General features: G+C 62.9%; 15 protein-coding genes. 9 read left to right on the top strand and 6 right to left on the bottom strand.

All coding sequences use genetic code 11. The features are described 5' to 3' along the window. Window positions 1-167: 167 nt before the first annotated feature. From ACW9IB_RS13450 to ACW9IB_RS13460, 3 genes are all read left to right on the top strand, one after another. Window positions 168-581 carry a hypothetical protein gene (locus tag ACW9IB_RS13450; RefSeq protein ID WP_457414003.1) on the top strand — a complete coding sequence of 138 codons (414 nt, stop codon included), beginning with the start codon at window positions 168-170 and terminating at the stop codon, window positions 579-581. 170 nt (window positions 582-751) lie between these two features. Continuing rightward, the gene (gene ypfJ / locus ACW9IB_RS13455) at window positions 752-1,633 is read left to right on the top strand and encodes a KPN_02809 family neutral zinc metallopeptidase (RefSeq protein WP_457414004.1); all 882 of its coding nucleotides are present in this window, start codon (window positions 752-754) and stop codon (window positions 1,631-1,633) included. Beyond that, window positions 1,634-2,620, top strand: a complete 987-nt coding sequence (locus ACW9IB_RS13460; RefSeq protein ID WP_457414006.1) for an alpha/beta hydrolase — start codon at window positions 1,634-1,636, stop codon at window positions 2,618-2,620. 147 nt (window positions 2,621-2,767) lie between these two features. Here ACW9IB_RS13460 and ACW9IB_RS13465 read toward each other — a convergent pair whose 3' ends face one another. Genes ACW9IB_RS13465 through ACW9IB_RS13475 form a run of 3 tightly spaced genes read right to left on the bottom strand, consistent with a single transcriptional unit; the run spans window position 2,768 to window position 4,829 of the window. Further along, a complete protein-coding gene (locus ACW9IB_RS13465) occupies window positions 2,768-3,355 on the bottom strand; it encodes an HAD family hydrolase (protein ID WP_457367696.1) in 588 nt (195 codons plus the stop codon). Then, window positions 3,352-4,221, bottom strand: a complete 870-nt coding sequence (gene tesB / locus ACW9IB_RS13470) for an acyl-CoA thioesterase II (RefSeq protein ID WP_457367697.1) — start codon at window positions 4,219-4,221, stop codon at window positions 3,352-3,354. Before tesB ends, ACW9IB_RS13465 begins: the two co-directional genes overlap by 4 nt. Before the next feature lie 38 nt (window positions 4,222-4,259). Next, the gene (locus ACW9IB_RS13475; protein ID WP_457414007.1) at window positions 4,260-4,829 is read right to left on the bottom strand and encodes a GNAT family N-acetyltransferase; all 570 of its coding nucleotides are present in this window, start codon (window positions 4,827-4,829) and stop codon (window positions 4,260-4,262) included. Window positions 4,830-4,905: 76 nt separating this feature from the next. On the opposite strand from ACW9IB_RS13475, the gene ACW9IB_RS13480 reads away from it, so the two are divergent. The 3 genes from ACW9IB_RS13480 (at window position 4,906) to ACW9IB_RS13490 (ending at window position 10,861) form a co-directional block, all read left to right on the top strand. Further along, window positions 4,906-5,826, top strand: coding sequence for a histone deacetylase family protein (locus tag ACW9IB_RS13480; protein ID WP_457414008.1), 921 nt, complete (start codon window positions 4,906-4,908; stop codon window positions 5,824-5,826). A 229-nt stretch (window positions 5,827-6,055) separates the two neighbouring features. Further along, a complete protein-coding gene (locus ACW9IB_RS13485) occupies window positions 6,056-9,415 on the top strand; it encodes a type III effector HrpK domain-containing protein (protein WP_457414010.1) in 3,360 nt (1,119 codons plus the stop codon). A 219-nt stretch (window positions 9,416-9,634) separates the two neighbouring features. Further along, entirely contained in the window at window positions 9,635-10,861 is a 1,227-nt protein-coding gene (locus ACW9IB_RS13490; RefSeq protein ID WP_457414011.1) for a TIGR03862 family flavoprotein, read from the top strand. Window positions 10,862-10,992: 131 nt separating this feature from the next. Here the strand turns inward: ACW9IB_RS13490 and ACW9IB_RS13495 are convergent, their stop codons facing one another. Beyond that, window positions 10,993-12,327 carry a DEAD/DEAH box helicase gene (locus ACW9IB_RS13495; RefSeq protein WP_457414012.1) on the bottom strand — a complete coding sequence of 445 codons (1,335 nt, stop codon included), beginning with the start codon at window positions 12,325-12,327 and terminating at the stop codon, window positions 10,993-10,995. A gap of 48 nt (window positions 12,328-12,375) precedes the next feature. Continuing rightward, window positions 12,376-13,272, bottom strand: a complete 897-nt coding sequence (yedA, locus tag ACW9IB_RS13500) for a drug/metabolite exporter YedA (RefSeq protein ID WP_457367704.1) — start codon at window positions 13,270-13,272, stop codon at window positions 12,376-12,378. 160 nt (window positions 13,273-13,432) lie between these two features. On the opposite strand from yedA, the gene ACW9IB_RS13505 reads away from it, so the two are divergent. The 3 genes from ACW9IB_RS13505 (at window position 13,433) to ACW9IB_RS13515 (ending at window position 15,097) form a co-directional block, all read left to right on the top strand. Further along, a complete protein-coding gene (locus ACW9IB_RS13505) occupies window positions 13,433-13,888 on the top strand; it encodes an Lrp/AsnC family transcriptional regulator (RefSeq protein ID WP_457367705.1) in 456 nt (151 codons plus the stop codon). Beyond that, window positions 13,878-14,570, top strand: coding sequence for a cyclase family protein (locus tag ACW9IB_RS13510; RefSeq protein WP_457414013.1), 693 nt, complete (start codon window positions 13,878-13,880; stop codon window positions 14,568-14,570). The genes ACW9IB_RS13505 and ACW9IB_RS13510 overlap by 11 nt, the downstream gene beginning before the upstream one ends. Window positions 14,571-14,791: 221 nt before the next feature. After that, on the top strand, window positions 14,792-15,097 hold the full coding sequence (locus ACW9IB_RS13515; RefSeq protein WP_457414031.1) for a DUF3077 domain-containing protein: 306 nt from the start codon (window positions 14,792-14,794) through the stop codon (window positions 15,095-15,097). Window positions 15,098-15,250: 153 nt separating this feature from the next. Here the strand turns inward: ACW9IB_RS13515 and ACW9IB_RS13520 are convergent, their stop codons facing one another. Next, the gene (locus ACW9IB_RS13520; RefSeq protein ID WP_457414015.1) at window positions 15,251-15,862 is read right to left on the bottom strand and encodes a 3'-5' exonuclease; all 612 of its coding nucleotides are present in this window, start codon (window positions 15,860-15,862) and stop codon (window positions 15,251-15,253) included. Window positions 15,863-15,881: the final 19 nt, after the last annotated feature.

Below are 15,881 nucleotides of genomic sequence, written 5' to 3' on the forward strand. Positions count from 1 at the left end.
GCGGCTGAACGCGGGGGCACTCAACCCGGTAATCTAGCAGCCGGGCATGCGTCTGCCCCAAGAGCATAACCAAACACCGTGCGAACAGCGCACTAAATCGCGGGATGCCAGTCCAACGCAGCACCCTGAAACCCAAGTTGCACACTTTCAACCAAGGCCTATCCGTCATGAAAAAAGCCCTTCTCCTGCTTCCTGCCCTTGCCCTGCTCGCCGCCTGCAACCAGGAACAAACCCCCGCCAAGCCTGCACCGGCTTCCGTACAAGCGACACTGGTCCCGCAAACCCCGCCCACCGACCAATGGGTTGGCCGCTGGATCGGCGTCGAAGGCCTCAACCTGACCATCGCCAAGGACGACGCCGTTGGCCGCGGCCACTACCTCCTGACCATGCAATATGGCCTCGACGCCGATGACTCAGGCACCTTCAAGGGTGAAGCCGCCGAAGACGGCATCGCCTTCACCCGCCCCGACGGCCCACAGCTGATGCGTGCCGGCGACGGTGAAGCCACCGGCCTCAAATGGCTGGCCGGTAAAAAAGACTGCCTGGTCGTGAACGCCGGCGAAGGCTATTGCCGCGACTGACCTGGCAAAACTGACACAAGTTTCATCTGGCGCCCCTGCCGGCCCGCCTCGGGAGCGGCGATACTAAGCCGCGATCGATCCTGTCGGACAGCCGGGCTGGCGCCATTCCCGCGCAGCAACAACACTGCACTCAACACAGTGGTTTGACGGTTTATCGAGAGGATTGCCCCATGTTATGGAGAAAAGGCCGACGCAGCGACAACGTGGTGGACGCCCGCGATGGCAGCGGCGGCGGCGGCATGCGCTTCGGCGGCGGCAAAGGCCTGAGCTTGACGGCCATCGTGCTGATCGTCGGCATTGGCTGGCTGACCGGCCAGGACCCGTTGCAGATCCTTGGCCAGTTGACCGGCCAGATGGAACAGGCGCCGTCGGTGAGTACGCCGTCGCGCCAGGCGCCACCGGCCAACGATGACCAAGCCGATTTCGTTCGGGCGGTACTGGGCGACACCGAAGACACCTGGGCGCAGGTGTTCCAGGAAAACGGGCTGGCGTACAAGAACCCGAAGCTGATCCTGTTCCGTGGCCGGGTCAACTCCGCCTGCGGGGGCGCCACTTCGGCCAGCGGCCCGTTCTATTGCCCGGCTGACCAACAGGTGTACCTGGACCTGGATTTCTTCCGGGAAATGTCGCAACGCTTCAAGGCCGCCGGCGACTTCGCCCAGGCCTACGTGATTGCCCACGAGGTAGGGCATCACGTGCAGACGCTGCTGGGCATCTCGGCGAAGATCCAGGCCGCGCGCCAACAGGGCCGGCCGATGCAGGGCGACGGTGGGCTGCTGGTGCGCCAGGAGCTGCAAGCCGACTGTTTTGCCGGCGTGTGGGCCAACCGGGCACAGAAACGCCTGAACTGGCTGGAGCCCGGCGATGTTGAAGAAGCACTGAACGCGGCCAACGCCATTGGCGATGACCGCTTGCAACAACAGGGTCAGGGCCGCGTAGTCCCCGACTCGTTTACCCACGGCACCTCGGCACAGCGGGTTCGCTGGTTCAAGACCGGCTTTGCCCAGGGCCAGATCACTCAATGCGACACTTTTTCAGCCAAGAGTCTTTAAATGAATAAACGATCGGGATTGCTGCTGGGCTTGTTGATCACCTGTTCCTCCTTCACCTGGGCCGCCGGAGAAGACCACGGCGTCAAGGTGATCAGTCCCGATCGTTTTCACCTGGATGCCGGCGACCTCAGCCTGGGCTTGAGCCAGGACTGGCGCCAGCCCCTGCCCAACGTCACCCGCGCGCTGATCATCGTGCATGGTCGCCTGCGCAATGCGCAAACCTATCTGCAAAGCGGCGAAGACGCCGCCGAACATGCGGGCCAGGCCAGCAACACCTTGGTCATCGCACCGCAGTTTCTCAATGAGTCGGACGTGAAGCGCAACCACTTGGACAACCAGGTCCTGCGCTGGCATGGCAATGACTGGATGGCCGGCGAGCCGTCGCTCGGCCCGGGCCAGGTCAGTTCCTACGGCGCCCTCGACCAGATCATCAAGCACCTGGGCAATCGCAAGCTGTTCCCGGGCCTGAAAGAAATCGTGGTCGCCGGCCATTCCGGCGGCGGCCAGGTGGTGCAGCGCTTTGCCCTGACCGGCCACGACCACCCGACCCTGCAAACCGAAGGCATTCGCCTGCGCTACGTGGTGGCGAACCCATCGTCCTACGCCTACTTCACGCCCCAGCGCCCGGTGAAGTTCGACGTGGCGAGTTGCCCGGGCTTCAACGACTGGAAGTACGGCATGCAAAACCTGCCGGCCTACGCCAAAGGCCAGAGTGCCGAGCAGCTTGAACAGACTTACGTCGCGCGCAACATCACCTACCTGCTGGGCCAGCAAGACACCGACCCGAACCACCCGGCGCTGGACAAGAACTGCGGTGCCGAAGCCCAGGGCGCGTACCGCCTGATTCGCGGACACAACTACTTCGACTACCTCAAGCAGCGCCATCCACAGTTGAGCCACACCCTGGTGGAAGTGCCGGGCGTGGGGCATAACGGGGATGGGATGTTCACATCGCCTGAAGGCGAGAAAGTGTTGTTTACCCAGTAACACCTGAAGAAACCGGATCAAACATGTGGGAGCTGGCTTGCCTGCGATGGCATCACCTTGGCAGGGGTGATAGAACGCGGTGTCTGCATCGCAGGCAAGCCAGCTCCCACACAAGCCGCGTACCACAGTTGATTTTTGGTGCCTGGGTTAGATCATCCGGCGCAAGGCGGCGCAATCTTCGGCATGCCAATCCACCAACGCCGGCCACGGGTTCTCCGGCAGGTTGACCAACACCGTCCGCGCCCCCGCCGCCCGCCCGCAATCCAGGTCGAAGCGGTAATCCCCCACCATCACCATCTCGCTCGGCGCCACGTCCCACGCCGCAGCCAGCTTCAGCAAACCACCGGGGTCCGGCTTGGGCGGTGCATCGTCACGTCCCAGCACGTCCTCGATGGCAAAGCAGTCGGCCAGGCCAATCGCTTCGAGGGTGATGTGCGCCAGCTCCCGCGCATTGCGAGTCAGGATGCCCAGGCGATAACCACGCCCCGCCAGTTCACGCACCAGCGCCACGGCACCGGTCGCGGCGACCGAACCGAGGGCCAGTTCCCGCTCGTGCTCCAGCAACCAGGCATGCTTGGCCGCCGCGATTTCCGCCGGCAGCGCCGCCAGGTGCGTGAGGATGTCGTCTTCGGGCGGGATCTCCAGCGCCACGCGAATGGCCGCAAAGTCATGCACGGCCACCGTGAGGGTGCCGTCCATGTCGAACACCCAGTGCTTGATATCCGACAGGCTCATGCCCAGTCCTTGCGATGGCGAATCAAGCCTTCCTGGGTCACCGAGGCCACCAACTGGCCGGCGCGGTTGTACACGCTGCCCCGGGAAAACCCACGGGAATTACCGGCCCACGGGCTGTCCATGGCATAGAGCAACCAGTCATCGGCACGCAGGTCGGCGTGGAACCACAGCGCGTGGTCGAGGCTGGCGACCTGCATGTCTTTCTGCCACACGGTCTTGCCATGGGGCAGCAAGGAAGTGGTGAGCAGGCCGAAATCCGAGGCATAGGCCAGCAGGTATTTGTGCAGCGCCGGCGCATCGGCCAGGGCGCCGTCGGCCCGGAACCACACATACTTGACCGGATCGGACGGCTGCGGGTTGTACGGGTCCTTTTCGGTGACCGGGCGCACTTCGATCGGCTTGGGGCACAGCAGCTTGTCACGCATGTGCTCGGGGATCAGGTGCGCACGCTGCTGGGTCAATTCCAGCTCCGACGGCAGGTTTTCCGGGCCGACCACCACGGGCATGGTGGTCTGGTGCTCGAAGCCTTGTTCGTCGTACTGGAACGACGCACTGCAGGTGAAGATCGGATGGCCCTTCTGGATCGCCGTGACACGGCGCGTGCTGAAACTGCCGCCATCACGTACACGGTCCACCGAATACACCACCGGCAACGCCGCATCGCCAGGGCGCAAGAAATAACCGTGCAGCGAATGCACGTGCCGCGCTTCTTCTACGGTCTGGCTGGCCGCCGACAGCGACTGGCCGAGGACCTGGCCGCCGAACAGTTGACGAAAACCCAGGTCCTGGCTGCGGCCACGAAAAAGGTTTTCCTCAATCGGCTCCAGGGTCAGCAAGTCCACCAGATCTTCCAATACTTGGCTCATAGAGCAACTCCTACAAACGTTGGTGCATTCCGGGCTGCCTATCCGTGCAGCGTGTCCAACCATTGGGCGCGGGTGATGCGATACAAAACATGATGGCGCAGCGGGTCATCGGCCGCGACCTTGGGGTGTTCGAAATCTGCCTGGGGATCGTAATGCATACCGATGGCCTGCATGACTTTTTGTGATGGCAAATTGGCTTCAGTGGTAAAAGCGACGATTTCGTCCAGTTGCACGCGGTCGAAACCACAGCGCACCGCGGTCCACGCCGCCTCGCTGGCATACCCCAGCCCCCAGTGCTCACGGGCCAGGCGCCAGCCGATCTCCACCGCCGGGGTGAAGGCGCCTTCAAAGCCGACATTCTGCAGCCCGGTCAGGCCGATGAACTCGCCGGTGTCCTTGCGCTGCAAGGCCCACAGGCCAAAGCCGTACTCGGCGAAATGCCCGCGAATCCGGCCAATCAGCGCGGCACTTTCCAGATGGCTCAACCTGGCCGGGAAATACCGCATCACCTGCGGGTCGGCACACATGCGCGCAAAGTCCGGCAGGTCGCTGTCGCGCCATTGGCGCAGCACCAGGCGTGCGCTTTCCAACTCCAGTATCGGCTCCATGGGTCCCCCTCCCTTGCCATGTGCGTGAGTGTACAACGCGGGTAAGATGCGTCGCAGATTCTCGTCAGAAAATGCCATGCCTTTGCCATTGATTTACCACGATGACTACAGCCCCGAGTTCCCGGCGGACCACCGGTTCCCCATGGACAAGTTTCGCCTGCTGCGCGACCACCTGGTGGCCAGCGGGCTGACCGAGGACCGCCAACTGCTGCGCCCGCAACTGTGCCCACCGGATGTCCTGGCCCTGGCCCATGACCCCGCCTATATCGAACGCTACATGGGCGGCGAACTGTCCCGCGAAGACCAGCGCCGCCTCGGCCTGCCGTGGAACGAAGCCCTGGCCCGGCGTACCGTGCGCGCGGTCGGCGGTTCGATACTCGCCGCCGAACAGGCCCTGGAACACGGCCTGGCCTGCCACCTGGCGGGCGGTACTCATCATGCCCATTACGATTACCCGGCAGGTTTCTGCATCTTCAATGACCTGGCGGTGATCAGCCATTACCTGCTGGCCAGCGGCCGGGTCAACCGCGTGCTGATCTTCGACTGCGACGTGCACCAGGGCGACGGCACCGCGCGCATCCTGCACGACACCCCGGAAGCGATCACCGTATCGCTGCACTGCGAAAAGAACTTCCCGGCGCGCAAGGCCCAGAGCGACTGGGACATCCCGCTGCCCATGGGCATGGGTGACGCCGACTACCTCAAGGTGGTGGACGATGCGCTCAACTACCTGCTGCCGCTGTATCAACCCGACCTGGTGCTGTACGACGCCGGCGTCGATGTGCATAAAGATGATGCCCTCGGCTACCTCAAGCTGACCGACGCCGGCGTGGCCGCCCGCGATGAAAGCGTGATGCGCCACTGCCTGGGCCGTGACATCCCGGTGATGGGCGTGATCGGGGGCGGTTACAGCAAGGACCGCCCGGCCCTGGCCCGGCGCCACGGCATCCTGCACCACAGCGCCCAGCGGGTGTGGACGTCATCAGTTTGTCACTGAACTGTGGGCGTTACCCACAATGCCTGTGGAACGGCCTGTGGATAACTTGAGCGTAAGGGGCTGAAAGCGAATAGCCATATGGCCTGTGTGAAACTGTACATTTTCTGATCAGACACTTTTGCACAGCCGTGAAACGTTGTGGAAGATCCGGCCTGCGCAGGTTTTGCAACAAAACTGCCGCAACCCGTCGTCACCCTGAAAGCCTCCTCCGCCTTCAGAGTATTCAGCGATGGCAACGTACAAGATCGGCAGTAGCTCGACACCCGGCAATGACGACGCCTTGAAAAAGGTCGCGGCCACCTTCGACGTGGCGATGTCCCGTGCCCTTTCCGGCTTCAAGGAAGCCGCCCACCCCGGCAATTTCAAGGTGCTGGCCAGCAACGACAAACCGTTTTTCACCGACGGCACCGGTGTCACCGACAACACCAAGGACAAGAAGATTGCCGACGTCAAAGCCAGCGGTGATCAGGTAGCGATCAGCCACCTCAACGACCCGAACCTGGCCGACATCAGCAACACCGGCATTCCCCTGGCCAACATCGCCAGTGTCACCAAGCTTTCCGACAACGTCCTGGAGCTGAAAACCCGCGACGGCAGGGACATCATCATCATCAAACAGATGACCCCGTACCTGTTCGACGGCATGGCCGGCAAGGCCGACGCCGTGGATGCGTTGAACAAGAGCAAGGCCGACGGCTACCGCATCGCCCAGGCCGGTGACACCGCGCCGGGCCTGGAGACCTACAAAGGCATCGGCCCGGCCGATGAAGTGGGCCCGGGCATGATTCGCTATGAAACCGTGTCGGGCGACAAAGTCGTCGTCAGTAAGGAAACCAACAGCGACCTGTACGAAAAAGTGAAGTCCGACGGTGAAACCTGGGGCCTGATCAACGACAGCAAAAATGAAGGCTATCGCCTGGCCAGCGCCAACGAAGCCGGCGGCGTGAGCCAGGTGGGCACACCGGAAGAACTTGGCCACGGCCTGATCCGCTACGAAACCGCGTCCGGCGACAAGATCATCGTCTCCCAGGCCATCAGCCCCGACCTGTATGCCTCGGTGGTCAAGGAATCCGACGGCATTTTCGGCGTGAACGGCGCGGTGGACACCAACTGGATCGACAACTCCAAATACTCCAGCGCCAAGGACTGGGACAAGATCGTCGGCAACACCAGCGGCACGCCCACCCAGGAAGAACGCGACCTCGACCGCCCGCGCGCGGCCTCGAAAATGCTCAGCGACAACTGGGACAAGTGGGGCCTGCACGACCGCCCGATCGACTTCTCCAACCCGCCCACCGACCTGCCGCCCGAAGCCCAGGCCTGCCTCAAATACCTGGCCGGCAGCCCGAGCCTGATGAACGCCCTGGACAGTGGCGGCCTGGGCAAGAGCGATGGGGTGATCACCCACGCCGATGTGGACAAGTTCATCAGCCAGTCGAACAAGGATCTGTCGGCCGCGTCGAAGTCCTACGGCACCTTCCTCAGCAAGAACCCCGGCGCCAGCGGCCTGGCCAAGGAAAACGCCAAGTCCGCCGCCATCGTCATGGCCAATATTTCCCTGGTGAGCAGCGCCGGCCCGGAAATGCAGGGGCCCAACCAGCGCGCCAACAACGGCAGCCTCAACACCACCAACCTCAAGGCGATCAAGGATGACACGGGCCTGAGCCCCGAATTGACCGGCGCCGCCGGCTACTGGTCGACGCCCGGCATGATGCGCACCCTCGACATGGCGGGCGACCTGCCCGCCACCGCCAAGGCCGACGGCATCACCCAACAGAAAAACCTCGGCGCCTGGCTGGAAAACCAGGCACCCAAGGACGACCACGGCGTGCTGATGATGCTCAGCAACGCCTCGGTGCGCAGCTCGGTGGCCGATGTCGACACCTCCAAGCTGACCAAGGATGTGCTCGAACACCCGGAAAACTACGACGGCAAGACCAAAGCCGCCGTGATGATGGAAATCAGCGACGCCCGCGCCCGCATGGCCGCCAGCGACAAGGTGGGCGACGGCGACCTGTACGCGGGGATCACCGCCGACAGCGAATACCACCTCAACCCGACCAAATCCAAAGTCACCGACCAGTTGGATGCGGCCATCGGCCAACTGTCCAGCGATCCGGACGTGAAAACATTCCTGGCGCAGAACCAGGCCTCGGGCATGCGCGATATCGTCGCCAGCGACCCGGCGATCAAGCGCGAGCTGCAAGCCTACCAGGACAGCCAGATCAACAGCGGCAACGTGATCAACACCGCACTGGCCACCAAGGACAGCAACGGCAACCCGCTGTCGATGATGGACGCCCTGAGCCTGGCCGGCACCGACGCCACCCTCACCGACCTGGCCCTGGGCGGCGACGGGCATGTGGACTTGAGCGCCGTGGCCGACAAGTCCGGCAAGTCCGGCGACATCGAGCAGTACTTCAAGGACCACATTCTCAATGGCAAGGACTTGCAGGACGCCCTCGCCCAGCCGAACGCCGACCCAATGACAGCCATCGGCCAGTACGCCGCCCACGCGGAATTGCTCAAGGAGTTCCTGGGCGACAAGGTTTCGGCCCAGGACTCCTCGACGGTGCAGCAATACGTCAACCAGGCGGTGTCCGACAGCCTGGTCAACGGCGCCAATGACGACGTGCTCAAGGGCGCGTTCGGCGACAGCAACGGCAACTTCGACGAGGCCAAGACCAAGGCCATCATCGACAAGGCCATGGCCGATGACCCGGACATGTTCAAGGATGCCAGCGGTGCGCAGATCAAACCGCAGGACGTGATCTCGCTGATCCGTTCGATGTGGGACGTGAACCGTCAGGGCGAGAAGATCAGCGACGTGCTGCCCAAGGCAGTGGACGGGCTCAAGCTCAACGTCAGCGACTCCTACAAGCAAGGCCTGCTGCATATCGGCAGCGCCCTGCTGGCCGGCGGCGTATTGGCGGCGCGCTCGGCCACCGGCGGCAACAGCGCGGCGGATAACGCCGGGCGCGTCGCGGCGGGCATGCAGTTCGCCGGTCTGATCACCGAAGGCGGCACCAAGTACGCCAAGGAAGCCGGCTACGGCATGGCCTGGAAACCCACGCCGATCGACCCGAGCAAACCCCAGGGCATCGGCGATTTCCCCACCGGCAAAATGGTGCAGAACACCGACGGCATCAACAAACTCGGCAACCTGGGCAAAATCGTCGGGGGTACAGGCAGCTTCATCGGCGGTGTGTTCGGCCTGATCAGCGGGGTCAACAGCGCGTTCTCCGGTGACAAGCTCAACGCCGGCTTCTCTCTCACCAGCGGAGCCCTCGGTACCGGCGCGGCGGTGGCATCGATCATCGAAGGCGGCGCGGGGTTGTTCGGTATCGCCGATGCTGCGGCCATCGCCGGGACTTTCGCCGGTGTGCTGGGCTGGGCGGCAGCGGGCGTGGGCATCGTCACCGCCTTTGTGTTCCCGATCATCGAAGTGGTGAAGCGGGAAAAACAACAGGACGCGTTCTTCGGCAACCTGGTGCCAACCCTGGACAAATACGGCCTCACCGGCGGCCCGATCACCGACGCCGACCGCGCCGACGAATACCCGCCCTACACCAACACCGGGTTTGCGTGATTCCGCCGGGGTGGGCCCGCTCCCTGGGTGGGCCCAACCGGTAGCGAACAGGCTTCATGTGGGATGTGGTGAGCGGGCTTGTCCCGCGCTGGGGCTGCACAGCAGCCCCAGCGCGGGCGGTGCGATGCTTCGACAAGCCCGCTCACCACAAAAACGCCCCCTGCATAACCATCACAATTGCTTACAATGGGCGCCCTTTTCTTTTGCCCAGGCCCGCCGATGTCCGCCACTCCCCCTTCCCGCGTTGCCATTATCGGCGGTGGCCCTGCCGGGCTGATGGCTGCCGAAGTCTTGAGCCAGGCGGGCGTGCGGGTGGACCTGTACGACGGCATGCCCTCGGTGGGACGCAAGTTCCTGCTGGCGGGCGTGGGCGGCATGAACATCACCCACTCCGAAGCCTACCCGGCGTTCCTTTCACGTTACGCCGAACGCGCACCGCACATGGCGCCTCTACTACGGGCGTTTGGCGCCGACGCCTTGTGCGAATGGATCCATGGACTGGGCATCGAAACCTTTGTCGGCACCTCCGGCCGTGTATTTCCCACGGATATGAAAGCCGCGCCCCTGCTGCGCGCCTGGCTCAAGCGCCTGCGCGACCAGGGTGTGGTTATCCACACCCGGCATCGCTGGGTGGGCTGGACGGCCGAGGGCGATTTACTTATCCACAGCCCCGACGGCGAAAAAACAGTCCACAGCGATGCCGTGCTGCTGGCCCTTGGCGGCGGCAGTTGGTCACGCCTGGGCTCCGACGGCGCCTGGCTCAAGCTGCTGGAAGAGAAAGGCGTTCCCTTCGCGGCGCTGCAACCGAGCAATTGTGGCTTCGAGGTGTCGGCCTGGAGCGACCTGATGATCAGCAAATTCGCTGGCACGCCGTTGAAAAACGTCGCCATCGGCCTGGGCGATGACAAACCGCGCCTCGGTGAATGCGTGGTCACGGCCACCGGTATTGAGGGCAGCCTGATCTACGCGCTGTCGGCGCCGATCCGCGAAGCGATCAACCGTGACGGCGCGGCCACCGTGCATATCGACCTGCTGCCGAGCAAACCACTGGACAAGGTGCAGGCCGCGCTGGCCAAACCTCGTGGCTCACGCTCGATGAGCAAGCATTTGCACAGTCAGTTAGGGTTGGACGGCGTCAAAGCCGCGTTACTGAGAGAACTGGCACCGGCTGAACACTTCAACCACCCCGCGCAGTTGGCGGTGGATATCAAGGCACTGCCGCTGACACTGGTGAAAACCCGGCCCATGGACGAAGCAATCAGCACCGCCGGCGGCGTGCCGTTCGAGGCGCTGGATGAGCGCCTGATGCTCAAGCAGTTGTCGGGGGTGTTTTGTGCGGGGGAGATGCTGGACTGGGAAGCACCGACGGGCGGGTATTTGCTGACGGGGTGTTTTGCCAGTGGCCGAGCGGCTGGGCGTGGCCTGTTGGAGTGGCTTGACCGCTGAGACTTGCGGTGAATTCAAAGCCGCCTTCGCGGGCAAGCCCGCTCCCACATTTGACCGAGTTCCAACATTGGAATGCAGTCAAATGTGGGAGCTTGCTTGCCTGCGAAGAGGCCATCAGCAGCCCCGCAAAATCACTTCTTCTTGCGCGGCCCGGTATTGAACACCGGCACCTTGCGCACCGGCTTGATCGACGGCTCAGCCGGCGCCACTTCGCCACTGTCCACCCACTTGCCCAGGTTGCGCTTGCCGCCACCACCCGACACCTTGGGCTTTTTCGGTTTCTTCGGTTTTTTCACCACTTGGCCGCTGGCATCGGTCTCGGGCACGCGGTGCTCCGGTTCGAAGTCGGGTTCCATCTTGCGGGTCAAGGTCTGACGGGTCAGCATCTCAATGGCCGACAACATGTTCACTTCATCGGCACACACCAGGGAGATCGCCTCGCCCGTGTTGCCTGCGCGACCGGTACGGCCAATCCGGTGGATGTAATCTTCGGCCACGATCGGCAGGTCAAAGTTGACCACCAGCGGCAGGTCTTCGATATCCAGGCCACGGGCCGCCACATCGGTGGCCACCAGGATCTGCACGTCGCTGGCCTTGAAGCGATCCAGTGCGCGTTGCCGCGTGGCTTGTGGCTTGTCGCCATGAATGCCGTCGGCGTTTACGCCCAAGCCCTGCAACTTGTCCACCAGCGCGTCCACACCATTGCGGGTCTTGGCGAACACCAGCACCTGCTTCCAGTGGCCCTTGCGCATCAAGTGCACAAACAGTTCCGGCTTGCGCTTCTTGTCCACCGGCACGATCCACTGCTTGACCGTGTTGGCGGCCACGTTGCGCGGGCTGACCTCGATGCTCAGCGGGTCATTGAGCATCTGCCCGGCCAACAGGCGAATGTCATCGGAAAAGGTCGCTGAGAACAGCAGGGTCTGGCGCTTTTTCGGCAGCATGCGGTAGATGTTCGCCAACTCTTCGGAGAAGCCCAGGTCGAGCATGCGGTCGGCTTCGTCCAGCACCAGGGTTTGCAGCTGGTTGAGTTTCAGCGCGTTCTGGCGGAACAGGTCGATCAGCCGACCCGGGGTGGCGACCAGAATGTCGACCCCCTTGCGCAGCTTCATCATCTGCGGGTTGATGCTCACGCCGCCGTATACCGCGTAGGTGGTCAGCGGCAGATTTTGCGCGTACTCGGCAACGCTGGCGTGCACCTGCTCGGCCAGTTCGCGAGTGGGGCACAGGATCAGCGCGCGCGCCGAGTTGGCGGCGACTTTCGGCCCTTCCATCGTCAGCCGTTGCAACAATGGCACGGCGAAACCGGCAGTCTTGCCGGTACCGGTCTGGGCGGCGGCCATCAGGTCGCGACCGGCCAGTACCGCCGGAATGGCTTGCGCCTGCACCGGCGTCGGGGTCTGGTAGCCAAGCGTCTCAAGGGCGCGCAGCAAGGGTTCGATCAGGCCAAGGGTGGCGAAAGTCATGTGTTTACCGTAGGAAAAATTCAGCGCAAGGTCGCAATGCGCGGCAGTTTACCTTATTTCCGGCTTGGGCTTGCGCCACTGGGGCAGACCGATCAGCACCACCGCGCTGATGATCACCAGCATGGCCAGGGCCTCTTCCATGCCAATGGTCTCACCCACGAATACGATCCCCAGCAACACTGCCACCGCCGGGTTCACGTAGGCATAGCTGGTCGCGGCCGCCGGGCGCACGTGCTTGAGCAAGTACATGTACGCATTGAACGCGATGATCGAACCGAACACCGCCAAATACGCCAGCGCCAGCCAGCCCTCGATCGGCGGCACGGCGTGCAGGCGTTCGCCCGTCAGCGCGCTGCCCACCAACAACAAGACCCCGGCGATGATCATCTCCGCGGCACTGGCCATCGCGCCCGCCGGCAACGGCAAATGCTTGCTCCACACCGAACCGAAGGCCCAGGAGGCGGCTGCGAACAGGAGCAACATGGCACCGGTCGGGCTCGATTGCAGGTTGGAACCCATGTTGAGCATGGCGATCCCGATGATGCCCAGCACCACCCCGGCCCATTCCAGACGCGTATTACGCGCGCCCCAGAAATAACCGCACAGCAAGGTGAACAGCGGCACCGTCGCCACCGCCAGCGCGGCCACGCCGGAAGCAACCCCCGTGTGCTCGGCCACCGTCACCGCGCCATTGCCGAAGGTCAGCAGCAGAACACCGATCTTGCCGGCAGCCTTCCACTGCGCCCAGGTCGGCGCCGGCGCCCCGCGCCAGCGCAAGAAGCCATACATCGCCAAGCCGGCCAGCACGAAACGAATCCCGCCGAGCATCAGCGGCGGCCAGTACTCCACCCCGATGCGGATCACCAGGTAGGTAGACCCCCAGATCACATACAGCGCAAAAAAAGCGGCGATCAGCGGCAAGGGAAAGCGACGTGGGCCTGGCATTGGGTGGCTCTAAAGGCAGGAAAGGGAGGCTTATTCTAGAAAGGCCACTGCATAAAAATAAGTTACAAAACCTGTTTAAAGCGCCCATACACTTTTCAAAGCATGGTTTCGAAGGCTATAAACCGTGCTTTCGAAAGCCACGCGCAACCGGAGCCTTATCATGGACAAATACGACCGCATGCTCCTCAGCGCCCTGCTCGAAGATGGCCGCGCTTCCTACGCGCAACTGGCGCGCACGGTAAATCTCTCCGCCCCCGCCGTGGCCGAGCGCGTGGCCAAGCTGGAGGCCAGCGGTGTGATCACCGGCTACCAGGCCAAAGTGGACCTGTCCAAAGTGGGCCTGCCGATTCAGTGTGTGATTGAGCTGCGCCTGACCAACCATGGCAACCAGAAGGTATACGACGCACTGGCGGAAATCCCTGAACTGACCGAATGCCATCGGGTGACCGGTGACCCGTGCGTGATCATGCAGGCTGCGGTGGGCTCGATGCCGGAGCTGGAGAACCTGATCAACCGGGTGGCGAAGTTCGGGTTCAGCAAGACCTCGATCATCTTGTCGAGTGCGATAGAGCGGCGGGTGCCGTTGGGGCAACTGGAGGGGAAAAATGGTGGCTGACTACAGCAAGGTCGTGAGCCTCAGCCACCCGATCACGCCACGTATCCCGCTGTGGCCGGGGGACCCACCGGTGCAATTCGCAGACGTTGCCTCATTGGAAAAGGACGGCTATTTCCTGCGGCGTTTCAGCATGGGCGAACACAGCGCCACCCACATGAATGCACCGAACAGTTTCTATGCCGATGGAATGGGGATTGATGGCTACGCGCCGCAAGACCTGGTGCGGCACGCAGTGGTGATTGATGTGCGCGCCCGTTGCACGGCGGACTACGAAATCAGCGTGCAAGACATTCAAGACTGGGAGCGCCAGCACGGCATCATCGAACCGGGCTGTGTGGTGCTGATGTACACCGGCTGGCAGCACCTGTGGAATGACCCGGCTGCGTTTTTCGGGCACGAAGCCCACGGCTCTCATTTTCCCGGGATTGGCGAGGCCGCGATTGTGTTTTTGCTTTCACAACGACAGGTCGCCGGGGTGGGCATCGACACCCATGGGGTCGATCCGGGGCAAAGCACCACCTTCGCGACGAACCATGCGGTGCTGGCGGGGAACGGGATTGTGTTGGAGTGCCTGACGAACCTTGATCGGTTGCCGGCCAAGGGCGCGACGGTAGTAATCGGCGTTTTGGCGCTGGAAGGCGGGTCGGGGTCACCGGTTTCGGTCATGGCGTTTATCCCTTGAGTGCGTTGCCGCTCGGGTTGACGCCATCGCGGGCAAGCCCGGCTCCCACAGAAGATTGCATTCAGGCTTGGCAACTCGGTCAACTGTGGGAGCTGGCTTGCCTGCGATGGCGTCAGTTGCGTCACTGCCGATTTGAACGCTGAACAATCAACTCAATAATTTCGTCGCCCCTCTAAAAAGCAGAAAGGTCTGACGAGGCAGCAGGGCGTGGCCTACTGACTATTCAGAAAGCAGTTAAAAGTCCCCCCGCCCCACCCCGCTTCCTCAGCGAAGACGCCCTGCTCAATCGCCGAGCCATCGACTACTACCTCAAAGCGTCCGCCCCGGATGCCCCTACCTTTACCCTGAATGACAACCTGAGTTTCGAAGATGCCCTGGCTCATGCGGCAGATTTGCTGCATTGCGCGGTGGAGACGGTGCTGGTGTCAGGTGAGGTGCTGAGCGTGCAGCAACGGGCGGTGATGCATTTGGTGGGGATGGCGAAGGGGGTGGTGGATCAGGCGTTGGACTGCACACAATCTCGATGAGCGACACATAACTCATGTGGGAGCGGGCTTGCTCGCGAAAGCGGTGGGTTCAGTCCCCTCTCCTGCGAACTGATCCACCGCTTTCGCGAGCAAGCCCGCTCCCACACAAGCCCCACATTTTGGATCTTCGGTGTGCTTGAGGTTGTGGCGGGTTCAGAACCCGCGATGTTTCTTCAGGTGCTCAGTGATCTTCGCCGCCGGCACTTTCTGCAAGCTGCACAGCAGGTCGTGGGACAGTTCGCGCAAGCCATGGGTACCGCGCAGTTCCTGGGCCAGGTGTGCCGTGAGGTTGGCCGCCATCTCCGCATCCGCCATCGCGCGGTGAGCCTTGCCGGTGTGGGGCAGTTGGGCGAATGTGGTCAGGGTGCCGAGTTTGTGGTTCGGCGCCGCCGGCATCAAACGGCGGGCCAACAGCAGGGAACAGGCGAACTTTTGCAGGCGGGTACGGCGGATCAGGCCCAGTTCGTAATCCCAGAACTTCTGGTCGAATGCGGCGTTATGCGCCAGCAACGGCGTGGTGCCGACGAACTCGTTGACTTCGTTCATCACCCGCTCGGCCGGTGGCGCGCTGCGCAGCATGGCGTTGCTGATGCCGGTGAGCTGTTCGATAAAACCCGGCACGCGCACGCCGGCGTTCATCAGGCTCTGGTAGCGGTCCACGATCTGGCCACGTTCAAGGATGACCACCGCGATTTCCGTGGCCCGGCAGTGGCTGCCGGGGGTGATGCCGGTGGTTTCAAAGTCGATGACCGCTATACGTTCCAAACCTGTTCCAACTCCGTTA

The sequence above is a fragment of the Pseudomonas sp. SDO524_S393 genome (assembly GCF_054071875.1).